The organism is Pseudomonas sp. L13 (assembly GCF_009935965.1).
Taxonomy (GTDB): domain Bacteria; phylum Pseudomonadota; class Gammaproteobacteria; order Pseudomonadales; family Pseudomonadaceae; genus Aquipseudomonas; species Aquipseudomonas lactis.
Map to the genome: position 1 here is coordinate 1 of NZ_QODJ01000033.1, position 17,996 is coordinate 17,996.

At 60.1% G+C, this 17,996-nt stretch carries 18 protein-coding genes; 7 read left to right on the top strand and 11 right to left on the bottom strand.

Annotated features, from left to right (window positions below):
- Positions 1 to 232: 232 nt before the first annotated feature.
- From DK871_RS17135 to DK871_RS17170, 8 genes are all read right to left on the bottom strand, one after another.
- Complete coding sequence (locus DK871_RS17135) at positions 233 to 448, bottom strand: molybdopterin-binding protein (RefSeq protein WP_003176783.1); 216 nt, start codon at positions 446 to 448, stop codon at positions 233 to 235.
- Between the two features lie 105 nt (positions 449 to 553).
- Complete coding sequence (gene ssuB / locus DK871_RS17140) at positions 554 to 1,360, bottom strand: aliphatic sulfonates ABC transporter ATP-binding protein (RefSeq protein WP_161905958.1); 807 nt, start codon at positions 1,358 to 1,360, stop codon at positions 554 to 556.
- Positions 1,357 to 2,142: an aliphatic sulfonate ABC transporter permease SsuC gene (gene ssuC, locus DK871_RS17145; RefSeq protein WP_003195258.1), complete on the bottom strand. Its 786-nt coding sequence runs from the start codon at positions 2,140 to 2,142 to the stop codon at positions 1,357 to 1,359. Before ssuC ends, ssuB begins: the two co-directional genes overlap by 4 nt.
- A gap of 9 nt (positions 2,143 to 2,151) precedes the next feature.
- Positions 2,152 to 3,300 (bottom strand): FMNH2-dependent alkanesulfonate monooxygenase, encoded by a 1,149-nt coding sequence (gene ssuD, locus DK871_RS17150; protein WP_003195260.1) that lies wholly within the window; start codon positions 3,298 to 3,300, stop codon positions 2,152 to 2,154.
- Positions 3,301 to 3,326: 26 nt separating this feature from the next.
- Positions 3,327 to 4,295 carry a sulfonate ABC transporter substrate-binding protein gene (locus DK871_RS17155; protein WP_161905960.1) on the bottom strand — a complete coding sequence of 323 codons (969 nt, stop codon included), beginning with the start codon at positions 4,293 to 4,295 and terminating at the stop codon, positions 3,327 to 3,329.
- A gap of 97 nt (positions 4,296 to 4,392) precedes the next feature.
- Positions 4,393 to 4,986: an NADPH-dependent FMN reductase gene (gene ssuE, locus DK871_RS17160; protein ID WP_014720392.1), complete on the bottom strand. Its 594-nt coding sequence runs from the start codon at positions 4,984 to 4,986 to the stop codon at positions 4,393 to 4,395.
- Between the two features lie 311 nt (positions 4,987 to 5,297).
- Positions 5,298 to 5,936, bottom strand: a complete 639-nt coding sequence (locus DK871_RS17165) for a peroxiredoxin (protein ID WP_161905962.1) — start codon at positions 5,934 to 5,936, stop codon at positions 5,298 to 5,300.
- 293 nt (positions 5,937 to 6,229) lie between these two features.
- The gene (locus DK871_RS17170) at positions 6,230 to 7,594 is read right to left on the bottom strand and encodes an OprD family porin (RefSeq protein ID WP_161905964.1); all 1,365 of its coding nucleotides are present in this window, start codon (positions 7,592 to 7,594) and stop codon (positions 6,230 to 6,232) included.
- Between the two features lie 370 nt (positions 7,595 to 7,964).
- Between DK871_RS17170 and tauA the strand changes: the two genes are divergently transcribed.
- Positions 7,965 to 8,951: a taurine ABC transporter substrate-binding protein gene (tauA, locus tag DK871_RS17175; RefSeq protein ID WP_161905966.1), complete on the top strand. Its 987-nt coding sequence runs from the start codon at positions 7,965 to 7,967 to the stop codon at positions 8,949 to 8,951.
- A 113-nt stretch (positions 8,952 to 9,064) separates the two neighbouring features.
- Here the strand turns inward: tauA and argA are convergent, their stop codons facing one another.
- Both argA and argE read right to left on the bottom strand, forming a co-directional pair.
- On the bottom strand, positions 9,065 to 10,363 hold the full coding sequence (argA, locus tag DK871_RS17180) for an amino-acid N-acetyltransferase (protein WP_014720395.1): 1,299 nt from the start codon (positions 10,361 to 10,363) through the stop codon (positions 9,065 to 9,067).
- A 133-nt stretch (positions 10,364 to 10,496) separates the two neighbouring features.
- Positions 10,497 to 11,645, bottom strand: coding sequence for an acetylornithine deacetylase (gene argE / locus DK871_RS17185; RefSeq protein WP_161905968.1), 1,149 nt, complete (start codon positions 11,643 to 11,645; stop codon positions 10,497 to 10,499).
- A 158-nt stretch (positions 11,646 to 11,803) separates the two neighbouring features.
- On the opposite strand from argE, the gene DK871_RS17190 reads away from it, so the two are divergent.
- Positions 11,804 to 13,171, top strand: a complete 1,368-nt coding sequence (locus DK871_RS17190) for an inorganic triphosphatase (protein ID WP_161905970.1) — start codon at positions 11,804 to 11,806, stop codon at positions 13,169 to 13,171.
- 127 nt (positions 13,172 to 13,298) lie between these two features.
- On the opposite strand, the gene DK871_RS17195 is transcribed toward DK871_RS17190, so the two are convergent.
- The gene (locus DK871_RS17195; RefSeq protein WP_094064342.1) at positions 13,299 to 13,769 is read right to left on the bottom strand and encodes an Lrp/AsnC family transcriptional regulator; all 471 of its coding nucleotides are present in this window, start codon (positions 13,767 to 13,769) and stop codon (positions 13,299 to 13,301) included.
- A 127-nt stretch (positions 13,770 to 13,896) separates the two neighbouring features.
- Between DK871_RS17195 and DK871_RS17200 the strand changes: the two genes are divergently transcribed.
- From DK871_RS17200 to DK871_RS17220, 5 genes are all read left to right on the top strand, one after another.
- Positions 13,897 to 14,235, top strand: coding sequence for a hypothetical protein (locus DK871_RS17200; protein ID WP_161905971.1), 339 nt, complete (start codon positions 13,897 to 13,899; stop codon positions 14,233 to 14,235).
- A gap of 82 nt (positions 14,236 to 14,317) precedes the next feature.
- Positions 14,318 to 16,012, top strand: a complete 1,695-nt coding sequence (locus DK871_RS17205; RefSeq protein WP_161905973.1) for a GspE/PulE family protein — start codon at positions 14,318 to 14,320, stop codon at positions 16,010 to 16,012.
- A gap of 76 nt (positions 16,013 to 16,088) precedes the next feature.
- Positions 16,089 to 17,009, top strand: a complete 921-nt coding sequence (locus DK871_RS17210) for an SPFH domain-containing protein (RefSeq protein ID WP_003176797.1) — start codon at positions 16,089 to 16,091, stop codon at positions 17,007 to 17,009.
- 10 nt (positions 17,010 to 17,019) lie between these two features.
- On the top strand, positions 17,020 to 17,466 hold the full coding sequence (locus DK871_RS17215; protein WP_161905975.1) for an NfeD family protein: 447 nt from the start codon (positions 17,020 to 17,022) through the stop codon (positions 17,464 to 17,466).
- Between the two features lie 68 nt (positions 17,467 to 17,534).
- Positions 17,535 to 17,849: a DUF2388 domain-containing protein gene (locus DK871_RS17220; protein ID WP_003176799.1), complete on the top strand. Its 315-nt coding sequence runs from the start codon at positions 17,535 to 17,537 to the stop codon at positions 17,847 to 17,849.
- Positions 17,850 to 17,996: the final 147 nt, after the last annotated feature.

Here is a 17,996-nt window from a genome sequence, read left to right on the forward strand (position 1 = left end):
CCGAGTGGTGGGGCAAGAGCGCTTTGCTTACTTTCGCGCTTTTCGAAAGTGAGCCGCCGTCAGGGCGGAACCCTAAGCGGCCGTTACCTAAATAACGGATATATACCCGGTCCAACTGTGTTGACTGCCAGGCCGCCTTCGCAGGCAAGCCAGCTCCCACATTTTGATATGTGAATACATTCAAATGTGGGAGCTGGCTTGCCTGCGATAGCGGCCTCAAGGCCGACACCAATCACAACTTGGCAATCGACACCTCAGTGGATTTCACAAAGGCAATCACTTCACTGCCGATCACCAGCTCCAACTCCTTGACCGAACGAGTAGTAATCACCGAGGTGACAATGCCAGACGCGGTCTGCACGTCAATTTCCGACAGCACGTCGCCGACCACGATCTCCTTGATGGTGCCTTTGAACTGGTTACGCACGTTGATGGCTTTAATAGTCATACGGTTTCTCCTCGGGTCGAAATAGCTGCAAGTTGTTAGCTGCAAGCTGCAAGTAAAAGCGCTGTGCTTCCCCTTGCAGCTTCAAGCTTGAAGCTTGCTGCTGCTTTATTGCGCCCAACGCAATTGCGTCGGCAGCGGTGAAACAGGTTCGGGTTCCGGTGGTGAGCCGGGGAGCGACAGCACGCGGTTGAGCACCTCGGCTTCCAGCGCGGCCAGGCGGTGTGAGCCACGGGCCCGTGGGCGTGGCAGGTCGATGGTCAGGTCGAGGCCGATTTCGCCGTTTTCGATCAGAATCACGCGGTCGGCAATCGCCACGGCTTCGCTGACGTCGTGGGTCACCAGCAACACCGTGAAGCCGTGCTTGCGCCACAGGTTCTCGATCAGTTGCTGCATCTCGATGCGGGTCAGGGCATCCAGTGCGCCCAGCGGTTCATCGAGCAGCAACAGCCGCGGTTGGTGGATCAACGCCCGGGCGAGGGCCACGCGCTGTTTCTGGCCACCGGACAACGCCGCCGGCCATTCATTGGCGCGCTCGGCCAGGCCAACCGCTTCCAGCGCATCCAGCGCTTTGGGCCGCCAGTCGCCCTTGAGGCCCAGGCCGACGTTATCGATGATCTTCTTCCATGGCAGCAAACGCGCTTCCTGGAACATCAACCGCGTATCTTCAATCGCTTCGTGCAGCGGCGCGGAGCCGGCCAGCAGCTCGCCGCCACTGGCTTTGTCCAGCCCCGCCAACAGGCGCAGCAAGGTACTTTTGCCGCAACCACTGCGGCCGACCACGGCCACGAACTGCCCTGCGGGAATATGCAGGTCAATCTCCTTGAGTACTTCGCGGGTACCAAAGGCCTTGCGCAATTTGCGCACCGCCAGCGGGATGCCCTTCAACAAGCGCGGAGGTTGTTGAGCCGTCATGCTGCACCTCCTTTGACTTGATACGCCGGGTGCCAGCGCAGCCACACACGCTCCAGCCCACGGGCTGCCAGGTCGGCCAGTTTGCCGAGGATGGCGTACATGACGATGGCCAGCACCACCACGTCGGTTTGCAGGAATTCACGGGCATTCATTGCCAGGTAACCGATGCCGGAACTTGCCGAGATGGTTTCCGCCACGATCAGCGTAAGCCACATGAAGCCCAGGGCAAAGCGCACCCCCACCAGGATCGACGGCAGCGCGCCCGGCAGGATCACTTGCCAGAACAGGCTGAAACCGGATAAGCCATAGCTGCGCGACATCTCTACCAGCGCCGGGTCGACATTGCGGATGCCGTGGTAAGTGTTCAGGTAGATCGGGAACAAGGTCCCCAGGGCCACGAGGAAAATCTTCGCGGTCTCATCGATGCCGAACCACAGGATCACCAGCGGAATCAGCGCCAGGTGCGGCACGTTGCGGATCATCTGCACGGAGCTGTCGAGCAAGCGCTCGCCCCACTTCGACAGCCCGGTGATAAAGCCCAGGGCCAGACCGATGCTGCCACCGATCACAAAACCCAGGCCGGCGCGCCAGCCGCTGATGGCCAGGTGCGTCCAGATTTCGCCGCTGACCACCAGGTTCACCCCGGCTTCGATCACCGCGCTCGGCGCTGGCAGAATGCGCGTCGACAACCAACCCGCCGACACCGACAACTGCCACACCGCCAGCAATAAGATCGGCAGCACCCAGGGCGCCACGCGATGGCTGATTTTTTCTAAGTCCATAACGGCGCCTCAGCTCTGTGACGCAGCTTTGGGAAGGATGTCGTTGGCGACCATCTCGCCGAACGGGCTGACGTAGCCGGCGCTTTTGGGCAGCTCGGGACGTTCGATATCCAGGTGCGGGAACAACAGCTCCGCCACCCGATACGACTCTTCCAGGTGTGGATAACCGGAGAAGATAAAGGTATCGATGCCCAGGTCCGCGTACTCCTTGACCCGCGCCGCAACCGTTGGGCCATCGCCCACCAGCGCCGTCCCTGCGCCGCCACGTACCAGGCCGACGCCGGCCCACAGGTTAGGGCTGACTTCCAGGTTGTCACGGCTACCGCCATGCAAGGCTGCCATGCGTTGCTGGCCCACCGAATCGAAGCGCGCCAGGGATGCCTGGGCGCGAGCGATGGTCTCGTCGTCCAGGTGGGAGATCAGTTTGTCGGCGGCTTTCCAGGCTTCGTCGTTGGTTTCGCGCACGATCACGTGCAAGCGAATGCCAAAGCGCACCGTGCGTCCCAGCTTTGCGGCCTTGGCGCGTACCTGCGCGATCTTTTCCGCGACGGCTGCCGGCGGCTCGCCCCAGGTCAGCACCATCTCCACCTGTTCGGCCGCCAGGTCCTGGGCGGCTTCGGAGGAACCCCCGAAATACAGTGGCGGGCGTGGCTGCTGGATCGGTGGGTAGAGCAATTTGGCGCCTTTGACGCTGATGTGTTCGCCGTCGTAGTCCACGGTCTCGCCTTCCAGGACACGGCGCCAGATGCGGGTGAATTCCACCGACGCCTGGTAGCGTTCTTCATGGCTCAAGAACAAACCGTCGCCAGCCAGTTCTTCCGGATCGCCACCGGTGACCAGGTTGAACAGCGCACGACCGCCAGACAGTCTGTCCAGGGTCGCGGCCTGACGCGCGGCCACGGTCGGGGAGATGATTCCGGGGCGCAGGGCAACCAAAAATTTCAAGCGCTGGGTCACGGGGATCAGCGAGGCAGCCACCAACCACGAGTCTTCGCAAGAGCGACCCGTAGGGATCAACACCCCGCCGAAACCCAGGCGGTCAGCGGCCTGGGCCACTTGTTGCAAATAACCGTGGTCGACAGCGCGGGCGCCTTCGGCGGTGCCAAGGTAATGACCGTCGCCGTGGGTGGGCAGGAACCAGAAAATATTGAGGCTCATGGAGTTGTCTCCTGAATGAAGTCGGATTACGGCGCTTTGGCAACCGCGGCGGGTGGCGTCCAGATCACGTCCTTGATGCTCAAGGGCTTGGGGATCAATTTGAGTTGGTAGAAGCTGTCGGCGATTTTCTGCTGGGCGGCGACCACTTCCGGGGTCAGGAACAGCGCGCCGTAGCCTTGGCGTTTCACCGAAGTGAGGGTGATATCTGCTGGCAGGCCGAGCAGTGGGGCGACCTGCTCAGTCACTTCCTGCGGGTTGGCCTTGGACCACTCGCCTACCGCACGCACCTCTTCCACCAACGCCTTGATCACATCAGGGTGTTGCTCGGCGTAGGGCTTGGTGGCGAGGTAAAACTGATGGTTGTCGGCAATCCCGGTGCCGTCTCGCAGGGTGCGCGCTTGCAGTTGCTTCTCGGCGGCGGCCTGGTACGGGTCCCAGATCACCCAGGCGTCCACGCTGCCACGCTCGAACGCGGCACGGGCATCGGCGGGTGGCAGGAATACGGTCTTCACGTCGGTGTAGTTGAGGCCGGCGTCTTCCAGGGCACGCACCAGCAGGTAGTGCACGTTGGAGCCTTTGTTGAGCACGACCTTTTTACCCTTGAGCTCGGCCATCGATTTGATCGGCGAGTCCTTGGGCACCAGGATCGCTTCGCTGGTAGGCGCGGGTGGCTCGTAGGCGACATAGAGCAGATCGGCGCCAGCCGCCTGGGCGAACACCGGCGGGGTTTCGCCGGTAACGCCGAAGTCGATGGAGCCGACGTTCAGGCCCTCGAGCAATTGCGGGCCACCGGGAAACTCGGTCCACTGCACCTGCACACCTTGGGCGGCCAGGCGTTTTTCCAGGGTGCCTTTGGCCTTGAGCAGCACCAGGGTGCCGTACTTCTGATAACCGATCCGCAAGGTCTCGGCGGCGTGAGCTTGAACAATGGCGCCGAAGGACACAGCCGCAGCAAAGAGTGCGACCAGACCACGACGCAAGATGACAGTGCGCATGGCGCTCTCTCCAACTGTGCGATTAGGGTTTTGGCTGCACCTGCTTGGCCGTTGTCGGCTGAGTAAGGTGAGGGTTTCCAGCTTTTCGGGGTGAGGCTCAGATGCTCCAGCGAGCACTCAACAAACGTTCATTCAATACGTCAGGGTCCAGCGGTTTTGGCCGGCGCGCCATGGCGCTGTAGAGCTGCTCCAGCGCTTCGTGCAGACGCTGCTCGAGTACCGGCACCAACTGCGCCTGGACGCTGCCTTCGCCATAGGCGATCTGGCTGTCTTCGGCAAAAATACCGTGGAGCAATTCCTGGGCCTTGAGCGCCGACAGCACCGGCTTCAGGGCGTAGTCCACCGCCAGCATGTGGGCGATGCTGCCGCCGGTCGCCATCGGCAGCACCACCTTATGGGCCAGGGCGCGTTCTGGCAGCAGGTCCAGTACGGTCTTCAACGCCCCGGAAAACGACGCCTTGTACACCGGCGTGGCGATCACCAGGCCGTCGGCATTGGCGACTTGTTGCAGCAGGTCGATGACCTTGGGGCTGTCGAAGCGTGCGTGCAGCAAGTCTTCAGCCGGGAAGTCCCGTACCTGGTAACTCACCACTTCCACGCCCTGCTGTTGCAGCCACTGACGGGTTTTATCCAGCAAGACCCCAGAGCGGGAACGCTGGCTGGGACTGCCTCCAAGTGTTACGACCAGCATGCAGGAGATTCCTTGAGCAAGTGTCGGCGGTTCGCCGTACGGCGATGGCGCCAAGATGGGATAGACCTTATCAGCAGATTTATATATCTATAAATCTTATTTATTCATTTGTTTATTCCACAAGTGCATAAGTGTTTAATCAATCGCCAGGCGAAAAAAAAGGCCGTCGAAACGGCCTGAAAACCCCTGCTGTGTGAGACGGTTTGGAAACATGTGTTGTTGATAAGGCCCTATCGCGGGCAAGCCCGGCTCCCACAGGGGAATGCGGTCAACTGTGGGAGCCGGGCTTGCCCGCGATGGCAATATCAGCCTTAACGATTAGGTTGTGGGGTAAGACGCAGGTACGGCTTCACCGCGCGATAGCCTTTGGGAAAGCGTTTTTTGATCTCTTCCTCGTCCTTGAGCGACGGCACGATCACCACTTCATCCCCATCCTGCCAGTTGGCCGGCGTCGCCACCTTGTGGTTGTCGGTCAGCTGCAGGGAGTCGATCACCCGCAGGATTTCATGGAAGTTACGCCCGGTGCTGGCCGGGTAAGTGATGGTCAGGCGGATCTTCTTGTGCGGGTCGATCACGAACAAGGAGCGCACGGTGAGGGTATCGCTGGCATTCGGGTGGATCAGGTCGTAGAGGTCCGAGACCTTGCGGTCGGCGTCGGCCAGGATCGGGAAGTTGACCACGGTGTTCTGGGTCTCGTTGATGTCTTCGATCCACTTGTGGTGCGAGTCCACCGGGTCTACCGACAGGGCGATGGCCTTGACCCCACGTTTAGCGAATTCATCCTTGAGCTTGGCGGTGAAACCCAGTTCGGTGGTGCACACCGGCGTGAAGTCCGCCGGGTGGGAAAACAACACACCCCAGCTGTCGCCCAGCCATTCATGGAAACGAATCTTGCCGGCGCTGGAATCCTGTTCGAAGTCGGGGGCGATGTCGCCCAGTCTTAGGCTCATGGTATGGCTCCTGATGAGTGCTTATGGAGCCCACTGTGCATGGATTTTTGCTGATTTAAAAAGAATAAATATCGATTTATCTAGACGATAAAGGAATATTAAAAATCAGTTCATTGGACTTGGGAACGGCCTGAGGCCAACATCGCTTTCAAGGTTCGAGAAGGCCTTGAGACGCTGCAAAAAAGACGGGTTCAGGAAGGGCTTGCGGGGGTTGAGCCCGACTTGAACAGCAAGACACCTTGCCCGGCATTGCGCCGGGCAAGGTTTTACAGTTTTACGATAGCTTCACGCTACTAGAACAGTGGCAGCGAGTAGCTGACGATCAGGCGGTTTTCGTCCTGGGAACGGGTGTTCGCCAGGTCGGTGCGCCACATCGCGTTTTTCCAGGCGACGCCCAGGTTTTTCAGCGGACCTTCCGGGATCACGTAGGCAACAGTGATGTCGCGCTCCCACTCGGATTGACCTGTCAGCTCGGCACGCGAAGCGGTGACGGTGTCGATATCGCTACCTTTGAGGTAGACAACACCCGCAGTCAGGCCAGGTACGCCAACCTTGGCGAAGTCATAGGAGTAGCGAGCCTGCCAGGTACGCTCGCCGGCACGGGCGAACTTCTGGATCTGCATGTCGGTGGTGATGTAGGCCGACGAGCCGTCACCCTGGTTCAGCCAAGGGAAGTCACTGCTACCGTTGCTGACCTGATAGCCACCACCGAAGGTGTGACCGGCAACCGAGTACAGGAACAGGCCGCTATACAGGTTGTTGTCGACTTTGCCCTTACCCGAGGCAAAACCGTTGTAGTTACCGCTGGAGTAGTAAGCGGCAGTATCGCCGTTCTTACCATCGTCGGTACTGTGGAAATAACGCAGGTCAGACTTCAACACGCCTGGGCCGATTGCCCAGTTGTGGGTCAGGCCCAGGAAGTGCTGCTTGTAGAAGTCTTCCAGATTGCCGTAGTAGTACTGGGCAGTCAGGTCTTTGGTCAGTTTGTAGTCGCCACCGGCGTAGTAGAACTTATTGCTCCACTTGCCCGCGTTGTAGTTGGAGCTACCGTTGGCACCACCAATCGACAGGTTCTCGTTGTTGCTGGAGTTACGGCCCTTGGCCTTCTCCACCTGACCGGCCACCAAGGTCAGATCCTTGATATCGTTGGTAGTGATCTGGCCACCCTGGAAGGTTTGCGGCAGCAGACGACCATCGTTGGTCACGATAACTGGCAGCTTAGGCTGCAGAGTGCCCAGCTTCAGTTCGGTCTGGGAGATTTTCACCTTGCCAGTCACGCCCAGGCTGGCGTAATCGTTGACAGCCTTGTTGCCGTCGCTTGGGAAGACGGTGCCGCCCGAAGCCGTGCCAGTGTAGTTGCCGTGGTCAGAACGGCTCGAATCCAGACGCACGCCGTACAGGCCGATCGCGTCAACACCGAACTGAACGGTGCCCTGGGTGTAGCCCGAGATGAAACGCAGGTCGAAGCCTTGGCCCCACTCAGCATTTTTGCTGCGAGTGTTGGACGTGGCGCTTGGGTGACCGTCACGGTTATCGGTGTTGATGTAGAAGTTACGCAGGCCCAGTGTGGCCTTGCTGTCTTCGATGAAACCGGCAGCGCCTGCTTGCTGGACGATTGCGCCCAACGTTACAGCCACAGCCAAGGTGGACTTCTTCATGTACCGCTCCTCTCATTTCTAATTTTTGTATTTCTTTGGTCTCGGGTCTGACGCCCTCGATCCACAGATGCGCGATTAGCGCCAGATAGTGACCAGCAAGTCAATCGTAACCTTGTGTGTCTACTACCTTCGTCTAATCGCAGTTGATTTGGTCCCTGCAGGGTAATGAGTTTTTCATACACCCAAAAAGAATTATTTCATTCTTTTTCATACGATCCAGGAATAAGACTTTCCGTGAAGCCGGATGGTCAGGATAGACGCACCGCTCCATAAGCTAATTCCTAAAGGGTATTTACCGGTGCTTTTTTAGATCGATTAGTGTGGCCTTACGGTTGCACACGTCACTCACGATCAAAAAGGCGACGCCATCATGGCCAAACGCACATCCTCCCGTCAATTTGTTACAGTTTTTGTATCGCTATTACTTTCTTTTGGTGTCAGCGCCGCCGACCTGACGGTGGGCTACCAGACCGGCATCGATCCCAGCAAAGTTCCCCAGGCCGACGGCCTGTACGACAAAGCCATCGGCGAAAAAATCGCCTGGCGCCGCTTCAACAGCGGGCCAGAGGTGGTCACGGCCATCGCGTCGGGTGATGTACAAATCGGCAACCTCGGCTCCAGCCCGCTCGCGGCGGCGGCATCGCGCAACCTGCCGATTGTGGCGTTTATCGTATCGGCACAGATCAACGCTTCTGAAGCCCTGGTGGTGCGCAACGGCAGTGGCATCGACAACCCTCAAGACCTGATCGGCAAAACCATCGCCACCCCGTTCGTCTCGACTTCCCATTACAGCCTGCTCGGCGCGCTGAAACACTGGGGGCTGAACACCCAGCAAGTCAAAGTGGTGAACCTGCAACCGGCCGAAATCGCCGCTGCCTGGAAGCGCGGCGATATTGATGGGGCTTTCGTGTGGTCGCCGGCCCTGGGCGAAATCCGCAAGACCGGCAAAACCCTCACAGACGCGGCGCAGGTGGGCCAATGGGGCGCGCCGACGTTTGAGGTGTGGGTGGCGCGCAAGGATTTTGCACAAAAACATCCTGACGTAGTGGCCAAGTTTGCCAAGGTCACCCTGGATGCCTTTGCCGACTATGCTGCCCACAAAGACAGCTGGACAGTGGATTCCGAACCAGTGCAGAAAATCGCCAAATTGACAGGTTCCAATGCCGACGACATTCCGGAGCTGTTGGCGGGCACAACGTTTCCGGATGCGCAGGCACAGCAAACCGCTGCGTTGCTCAAGGGCGGCACGGCCAAGGCGATTGGGGAGACGGCGAAGTTCTTGAAGGAACAGGGGAAGGTGGAGACGGTGCTGCCGGATTATTCGGCCTATGTGACCGATAAATTCATCACACAGTAATTACGCTCTTCTGTGGGAGCTGGCTTGCCTGCGATGCCAGCAACTCGGTCCTTCAGATAAACCGAGGCGCCGCTATCGCAGGCAAGCCAGCTCCCACACAGAGCCGTACTCTTTTACAGGGCCTTTTCGAAGATCTTGGAGTTACGCTGATAGTTGTACAGCGACGCCCGCGCCGACGGCAGGCGATCCACGCTGCTGGGCACAAAACCGCGTTCGCGAAACCAGTGGGCCGTGCGCGTGGTGAGCACGAACAAGGTCTTCAACCCCTGCGCTCGTGCCCGGGTCTGGATGCGTTCGAGCAACACATCGCCGCGCGCGCCGTGGCGGTATTCCGGGTTCACTGCCAGGCACGCCAATTCGCCCGCATCCGAATCCGCAATCTGATACAGCGCTGCGCACGCGATGATCATGCCTTCGCGCTCGACCACGCTGAACTGTTCGATCTCCCGCTCCAGCACTTCCCGCGAGCGGCGCACCAGAATGCCCTGCTCTTCCAGCGGGCTGATCAGATCCAGCAAACCGCCGACGTCTTCAATCGCCGCTTCGCGCACCAGTTCGAATTGCTCCTGGGCCACCAGCGTACCGCCGCCGTCGCGGGTAAACAGCTCGGTGAGCAAGGCGCCATCTTCGGCGTAGCTGACGATATGGCTGCGCCCTACTCCACCCCGGCAGGCTTCGGCAGCAGCATCGAGCAGTTCGGCTTGATAGTTGCTGCCCAAGCGTTGCAAGTGCGCGGGCACTTGTTGTGGGCGCAATTCACGCACCAGGCGGCCGTTCTCATCGATCAGACCGGGATCGGCACCGAACAGCAGCAACTTGTCGGCGCCCAGGTCGATGGCGGCGCGGGTAGCGACGTCTTCGCAGGCCAGGTTGAAGATCTCGCCGGTAGGCGAATACCCCAGGGGCGACAGCAGCACGATGGAGCGTTCGTCCAACAGGCGGTTGATACCCTTGCGATCGACCCGGCGCACTTCGCCGGTGTGGTGATAGTCCACGCCTTCAAGCACGCCGATTGGCCGTGCGGTAACCAGGTTGCCGCTGGCCACACGCAGGCGCGAGCCCTGCATCGGCGAGGACGCCATGTCCATGGACAAGCGCGCCTCAATGGCAATACGCAGGTGGCCCACCGCGTCGATCACACACTCCAGCGTCGCGGCATCGGTGATGCGCAAGCCTTCGTGGTAAGCCGGGGTAAGGCCGCGTGCTTGAAGGCGGGTTTCGATTTGCGGGCGCGAGCCGTGCACCAGCACCAGGCGCACACCCAGGCTGTGAAGCAGCACCAGGTCGTGGACGATATTGCCGAAGTTGGGGTGGTCCACACCATCGCCGGGCAGCATGACCACAAAGGTGCAGTCGCGGTGGGCGTTGATGTAGGGCGAAGCGTGACGAAGCCAGTTGACGTATTCGGGCATAACACCTGGGCCTGTAATAAAAAGCAGCCAAATAAAGGATCAATCGTGAAAGCGCACAGCGGCTGATGGTTATCGTCGGAACAGGCTTGGCGACACGCTCACTCTCCTTATGTACGAATGGGCAGGGGTAAATTTATGCAGGTTTCAGGCAGTAGTGTTCGATCAGTTCCCGCAATAGACGCACTGTAGGCGTCAAGCGTGACATTTCAAGGTATTCGCCCGGCTGGTGGGCGCAGGCAATGTCGCCAGGGCCGAGCACCAGGGTTTCGCAACCGAGGCGCTGAAGATAAGGCGCTTCGGTGCCGAACGCTACTGCTTCGGCACGATGACCGGTCAAACGTTCCGCCACCCGCACCAGCTCGGCGTCTTCGGGCTGCTCGAAGGGTGGCACTTCGGGGAACAACGGCGCGTAGTCGATCTTGACCTTATGCCGCTCGGCCACGGGTTCGAGCTTCTGGCGAATCGCGGCGCGCAGTACCTCGGGGTCCATCCCCGGCAGGGGGCGCAGGTCGAATTCCAACGAGCATTGGCCGCAGATGCGGTTGGGGTTGTCGCCGCCGTGAATGCAGCCGAAGTTCATGGTCGGCTGCGGCACGCTGAATTGCGCGTTGCGGTACTCGCGCTGCCACGCCAGGCGCAGGCCGCGCAACTCGCCAATAGCGTCATGCATGGCTTCCAGGGCGCTGTGGCCCAGGCTAGGGTCCGACGAGTGGCCGCTGCGCCCGAGGATGTCGATGCGCTCCATCATCACGCCTTTGTGCAGGCGGATTGGCTTGAGCCCGGTCGGCTCGCCGATCACCGCCGCACGACCCAGCGGCCGCCCCGCCTCGGCCAGCGCACGGGCACCGGACATGGAGCTTTCCTCGTCACAGGTGGCAAGAATCAACAGCGGCTGCTTGAAGGGTTGGTCGAGCAGCGGCAACACTGCTTCGATGATCAGGGCGAAGAAACCCTTCATGTCACAGCTGCCCAGCCCTACCCAGCGGCCGTCGACTTCCGTCAGCTTGAGCGGGTCGGTTTTCCACAACGCCGCGTCATACGGCACGGTATCGCTATGCCCCGCCAGTACCAGGCCACCAGGGCCGCTGCCGAAGCTGGCCAACAGGTTGAACTTACCGGGGCTGACGTGTTGGATATCGATGGCAAAGCCCAGGTCGCCCAGCCATGCGGCGAGCAGGTCGATCACCGGGCGGTTGCTCTGGTCAAGAGACGCCTGGGTGCAACTCACCGACGGCGCGGCGATCAAGGCGGCGAACTGCTCTTTCATGGACGGTAACGGCATGCGCGGTCTCCCAACTTCCCGGATGAACCTCACTATAGAGGCATCTGCGCAACACAATAAACCGTTGCGGCGCGTTGCCGGGCTCAGTCCTGTACACTGCACGACCTTGGCAGCCACACTTTTCCCCGGCTGCGCTCCCGATCCTGGATTTTCCGGCCATGCAGAAAGAAACCGAAATCAAGCTACGCGTCAGCCGCGAAACACTCGCCGCGCTGCGTGAGCACCCGTTACTGAAAAAACGCAACAAAAGTGGCTGGGAACGCCGTGAGTTGATGAACCAGTACTTCGACACCCCCGAGCGTGACCTGGCCCAGGCCAAGGTTGCCCTGCGCCTGCGCAAGGACGGTGACGACATCATCCAGACCCTCAAGACCCGCGGCCAAAGCGTCGCCGGCTTGTCGGAACGCAACGAATACAACTGGGACCTGCCCAAAGCCAAGCTCGATGTGAAGAAACTCGATGGCGAATGCTGGCCCGAGCAACTGGCCGAGCTGGACAAAAAGACCCTCAAGCCGATCTTCACCACCGACTTCGTGCGTCAACGCGCCGAAATCGCCTGGGGCCGCGGCAAGGCCAAGGTGGTGATCGAAGCCGCCCTGGACCTGGGCCACGTGGTGGTCGGCAAGCAGAAAGAAGAAATCTGCGAGCTGGAACTGGAACTGCGCGAAGGCGAACCGGCAGCCCTGCTGGAGTTGGCCGCCGAGCTGGCCGCGACCCTGGCCCTGATGCCGTGTGACATCAGCAAGGCCGAACGCGGCTACCGCTTGTATGACGCCAGCAGCTACTCCCTGAGCCTGCCGGCGCCACAGATCCACGCCGAAATGCCATTGGACGATGCCTTCGCCGCAATTCTGTGGCACCTGCTGGGCAGCAGCCAGCGCCTGGCCGAGCAATACCGCTTCAATGGCCACTGGCGCCTGCTGCAAGACTGGGTCGAGAACCTCGGTGAATTGCGCGCCCTGATCGGCAGCCTCGGCCAGGCCGCGCCGCGCCAATCCACCAGCGAACTGCGCAGCGCCCTGGATGCGTTGCTGGAAGACTGGCGCCCGCTGGTCCAGGCCGGTGACGACGATGAAGACATTCGCAAAGCCGCGCCGGAACAGTTCATCGAAGAACTGCAAGACGTGCGCTGGGGCCTGTTCTCACTCAACCTCTCGCGCTGGTTGCTGGCTCGCACCTGGACAGCCGAACGTAACGTGCGTGGCAACCGCCAGGGCGCTGCGCAAATCACCAACTGGCTGCCACGCCTGTTGGCCGACGACGCCGTCGCCCTGCAACTGCAGCGCTACCAGCAACAGCCGGAAGACCTGGCCGAGCAACTGCCGCGGATCGAACGCATCCAGGCCTGGCTGCACCATGCGCGCCACGTGGTGGACATTCCTGAGCTGGACCGTTTGTACGGCGAGTTGAACAAACTGGCGCACCTGGCCAACCAGCCGATTACCGATGAATCGCTGGATGCGCGTATGCACCAGGCGATTGCGGTTTATCAGAATCGTGCCTGGAAGACCCTTCTGCGCCTGTAAGTCCCTCTACCTGTAGGAGCGAGCTTGCTCGCGAAAAACCCGAGAGCGATGTGGGGAGCCAGGCTTCCCGCGTTATCGTTAACGTTCTTCGCGAGCAAGCTCGCTCCTACAGTCAATGGCATGCCTGTCAGCGCAATACTGGCAGGCTGGTGGTGGACTTGATCTCCGACAGCGCCACAATCGAGTTGACCTCCTGAATCCCCGGCACCATCGACAGCTTCTCGAAGAAAAACCGCTCATACGCCTCGATATCCGAGGTGACGATACGCAGCAGAAAATCCACCGCCCCCATCAGTACATAACACTCCAACACTTCCGGAAACCCGCGAATCGCCTCGGTGAACTCGGTGAAATTGGAGCGACCGTGAGCGTTGAGTTTGACCTCGGCGAAAATCTGCGTGTTGAGCCCGATCTTCTTGCGGTCCAGCAGCGTGACCTGGCCGCGGATCACGCCCTCTTCCTTGAGCCGCTGAATGCGCCGCCAGCACGGCGACTGCGACAGCCCGATCTGCTCGGCAATCTGTGCGCTGGAGAGCGAGGCGTCCTCTTGCAGCAAAGCCAGGATGCGGCGGTCGTAGGCGTCCAACTCACTGTGCATAAACGTACCCGTTAATAGGCTGATCTTGAATTGATTGAGTCGATTTATCGCCAAACAGGCTCATCTTAGATAAGAAATCTCCCGGGGCGAATGTAAAAATTCCTCCAGTCGAATTTGGAGAGTCAGCATGCACGCCGTCGAAACCGCCTACCCTGCCACCCGCGTCGATGCGTGGGCGGCCAATAGCAGCCACTGCCAGGCGCACTATCACATCGTCGCCGAGGCCGAACCGGACGTGCTGTGCCGGGTGCTCAACTACTTCGCGCTGCAATTGCTTACGCCCACCCAGGTCAGCGTGAACCGTGAAGCCGACCTGCTGAGTATTGATATCGTGATGACCGGCCTGAGCTGGCACCGCGCCCAAGTGATCGGTGAAAAGATTCGAAACCTGATCAGCGTCTGCACCCTGGCGCTGTGGTCGGCTGATTCCGAGCGGCCTCAAGCGCTGGCGGCGATGGCGCAGTAAAAACCTGCAATACACGCGCAAGCGGCATCTTCAGCGGCTGGCTAGCCTGGGATTACACCCCAAGCCGCCCAGGAAAACCTGCATGTCCGTCACCGCTCACGATCACCCCTTGGAGCTGCAGCAATTGTTGCCGGCGTTGGTCGAGCAAGGGCTGATCACGGCGCAGGCAGCACAAAAGGTTGCGCCAGCGTCCGGCAGCCAGCATCCCTTGGAATGCATCGCAGCCCAGGGCCCTTGCCTGGAGACCTTGACCCAATGGCTGGCCCGCCAGGTCGGCCAACCTTACCTGCGCATCGACCCGTTGAAGATCGACGTGGCGGCCGTGGTGCCCTTGATGTCCCACGCCTTTGCCCAGCGCCACGGCATTCTTGCAGTCGCCGTGGATGCCCGCAGCGTGACGGTCGCCAGTGCCCAACCCCATATCACCGCCTGGGAAGCCGGGCTGTCCCAGGTGCTCAAACGCACGATCAAGCGCGTGGTTGCCAACCCCAAGGATATCCAACGCTGTATCAACGAGTTTTACCGCTTGGCCAAGTCCGTCAGCGGTGCGGATCAAAAGATGACGGCGCCTGGCAATGTCGACTTGCTCAGCCTCGGCGCCAGTGACAAGGAGCCGGATGCCAACGACGCACATATCGTCAACATCGTCGACTGGCTGCTGCAGTACGCCTTTGGCCAGCGGGCCAGCGATATCCATATTGAGCCCGGCCGCGACCAGGGCCGGGTGCGCTTTCGCATTGATGGGCTGCTGCATGACGTCTATCAATTTCCTCCGCAGGTCACCATGGCCGTGGTCAGCCGCCTCAAAAGCCTGGGGCGGATGAACGTGGCCGAGAAACGCAAACCCCAGGATGGCCGCGTCAAGACCCGGAGCCCTGCGGGTATCGAGGTGGAATTGCGGCTTTCGACCCTGCCCACGGCATTCGGCGAAAAGCTGGTGATGCGAATTTTTGACCCTCAGGTGCTGCTCAAGGATTTTGACCAGTTGGGGTTGTCCAACGCCGACCAGCAACGCTGGCACGCCATGACGCGACGCACCCACGGCATCATCCTCGTCACCGGCCCAACCGGCTCAGGCAAGACCAGCACCCTCTACACCACCCTCAGGCAACTGGCGACCCGCGAGGTCAACCTGTGCACGGTGGAAGACCCGATTGAAATGGTCGAGCCGGCCTTCAATCAGATGCAGGTCCAGCACAACATCGATCTCACGTTCGCCAGCGGCATTCGCGCCCTGCTGCGCCAGGACCCGGACATCATCATGATCGGCGAAATCCGCGACCAGGAAACCGCAGAGATGGCTATCCAGGCCGCACTGACCGGGCATCTGGTGCTCTCGACCTTGCACACCAACGACGCGCCCAGCGCCATCAGCCGCCTGCAGGAGCTGGGTATTGCTCACTATTTGATCAAAGCCACGCTCATAGGCGTGATGGCGCAGCGCTTGGTGCGGGTTCTGTGCAGCCACTGCAAGCGCCCCGTGGGCCAGGAGGACGCTGGCGGCTTTGATGCTGTGGGCTGTGCGCAATGCCGTGACAGCGGTTATCGAGGCCGGGCCGGGCTGTATGAAATCATGCTCATGGACCCGGCACTCCAGGCGCTGGTCACCCCGGGCGCGGACATACAAGCCCTGCGCCGAGAGGCACTGGCGCAGGGCATGAGCAGCCTGCGCATGGCCGGCATCGAGAAAGTGAAGGCCGGCCTGACCACGATGACGGAGGTGTTGCGGGTCACGCCAGGGGATTCAGAAACAAATCCTTTGTTTGTTGGGCCATGAAACCGTCTTTATCCGTGACCAGACCGTTACAATCGGCCTAATGTCGTTCACTGACACCTTCAGATAGGGAATCGCTATGCAGATCGGAACCGTACTGCTTCTTTTCGTGGGCTTGGCCATCGCCATCCTCTTCATGGGGTTCAAAGTGGTGCCCCAGGGCTACCAATGGACCGTCGAGCGTTTCGGCCGCTACACCAACACCCTCAAGCCTGGCCTGAATATCATCATCCCGGTGATGGACCGCATCGGCCGCAAGATCAACGTGATGGAAAGCGTGCTGGATATCCCGCCTCAAGAAGTCATCACCGCCGACAATGCCACCGTACAGATCGATGCCGTGTGCTTCTTCCAGGTGGTCAACACCGCCCAGGCCGCCTATGAGGTCAACAACCTCGAACATGCTATCCGCAACCTGCTGCAGACCAATATCCGTACCGTACTCGGCTCCATGGAGCTGGATGCCATGCTTAGCCAGCGTGACGGCATCAACGAAAAACTCCTGCGCACCGTGGATGAAGCCACTGCGCCATGGGGCATCAAGATCACCCGTATCGAGATCAAGGACATCAGTCCTCCCGCCGACCTGATGGCCGCCATGTCCGGCCAAATGAAAGCCGAGCGAATCAAGCGTGCACAGATCCTTGAAGCCGAAGGCCTGCGTGCCTCAGCAATCCTGACAGCCGAAGGCAAGAAGCAGGCGCAGATCCTCGAGGCCGAAGGTAGCCGTCAAGCCGCGTTTCTGGAATCCGAAGCACGCGAGCGCCAGGCCGAAGCCGAAGCGCGGGCGACACAAGTGGTATCCGAAGCCATTGCGTCGGGCAACGTGCAGGCGGTGAACTACTTCGTCGCGCAAAAATACATCGACGCCTTGGGCAAGCTTGCGTCGGCCAACAACAGCAAGGTCATCCTGATGCCGCTGGAAGCCAGCCAGGTGATTGGCGCTGTGGGTGGCATCGGCGAGATCGTCAAAGCCACGTTCGACAACAAGAAAGGCTGAGGCCATCACCATGTGGGACTTCCTGCTGCATTTGTCGTTCTGGGACTGGTTGGCACTGGGCACCGTGCTGTTGATTCTCGAGGTGTTCGGTGCAGGAGGCTACCTGCTCTGGATGGGCATCGCCGCCGCTGCCGTGGGCGTGATCAAGTTCCTGTTCCCACCGCTGGGGCTGGAATGGCAACTGCTGCTGTTTGCGATGTTGTCGATATTGACTGCCGTGTACTGGTGGAAACGCCAACGCAACAGTGCCAAGGCCAGCGATCAACCGGGGTTGAACGAGCGCGGTTCAGAGTTGGTGGGGCGCACTTTCGTGGTGCATCAAGCCATTGTGGATGGCCGCGGCAAGGTCAAAGTCGGCGATGGCGTGTGGATGGTCACCGGTGCCGACGCCCCCGTGGGCGCTCAAGTCCGCGTGGTTGGGCAGGATGGAGTGATTTTAAAGGTTGAAACTGTTTAGTCAGTGATGGAACTGGATCGGCTTAACTACAATCAAAACGTACAGATAACCCATCGGAGTCACCCATCATGCGTCTCAAATATGCTGTCGCAACCCTCGCTGTGCTTTCCCTACCTGTCGGCTCAGCCATGGCCGATAGCTTCTGGCGTAATGTCATCTCGTCCGGCGCCACCACTGGCTCGACGTACCTGACGTTCAAGGACCACAAGCTGGTGGTCGCCGCCCAGGACGACGCAGGCAGCTTCGTCGCCAGCGACGGCGGCATTCGCGGCCCGTACCTGGAAGCGGCCATGCAGAAGGTCCGCGCCGACAACCCTGGCCTCCAAGCCACGGACATGGAACTGGCTAACGCCATCCTGGCGAAGAATGCTGTCACCGAGTAACACTGCCCTCATAAAAAATGCCGCTTTTTCAAGCGGCATTTTTTTGCCTGTTGAATGACGAATCGTTCATGGATGACAGGCTATATTCAGTCTCAGCATGCAACCATGCCCTACTGACACGTCTATTTTAATTGCCTACCTGAAACG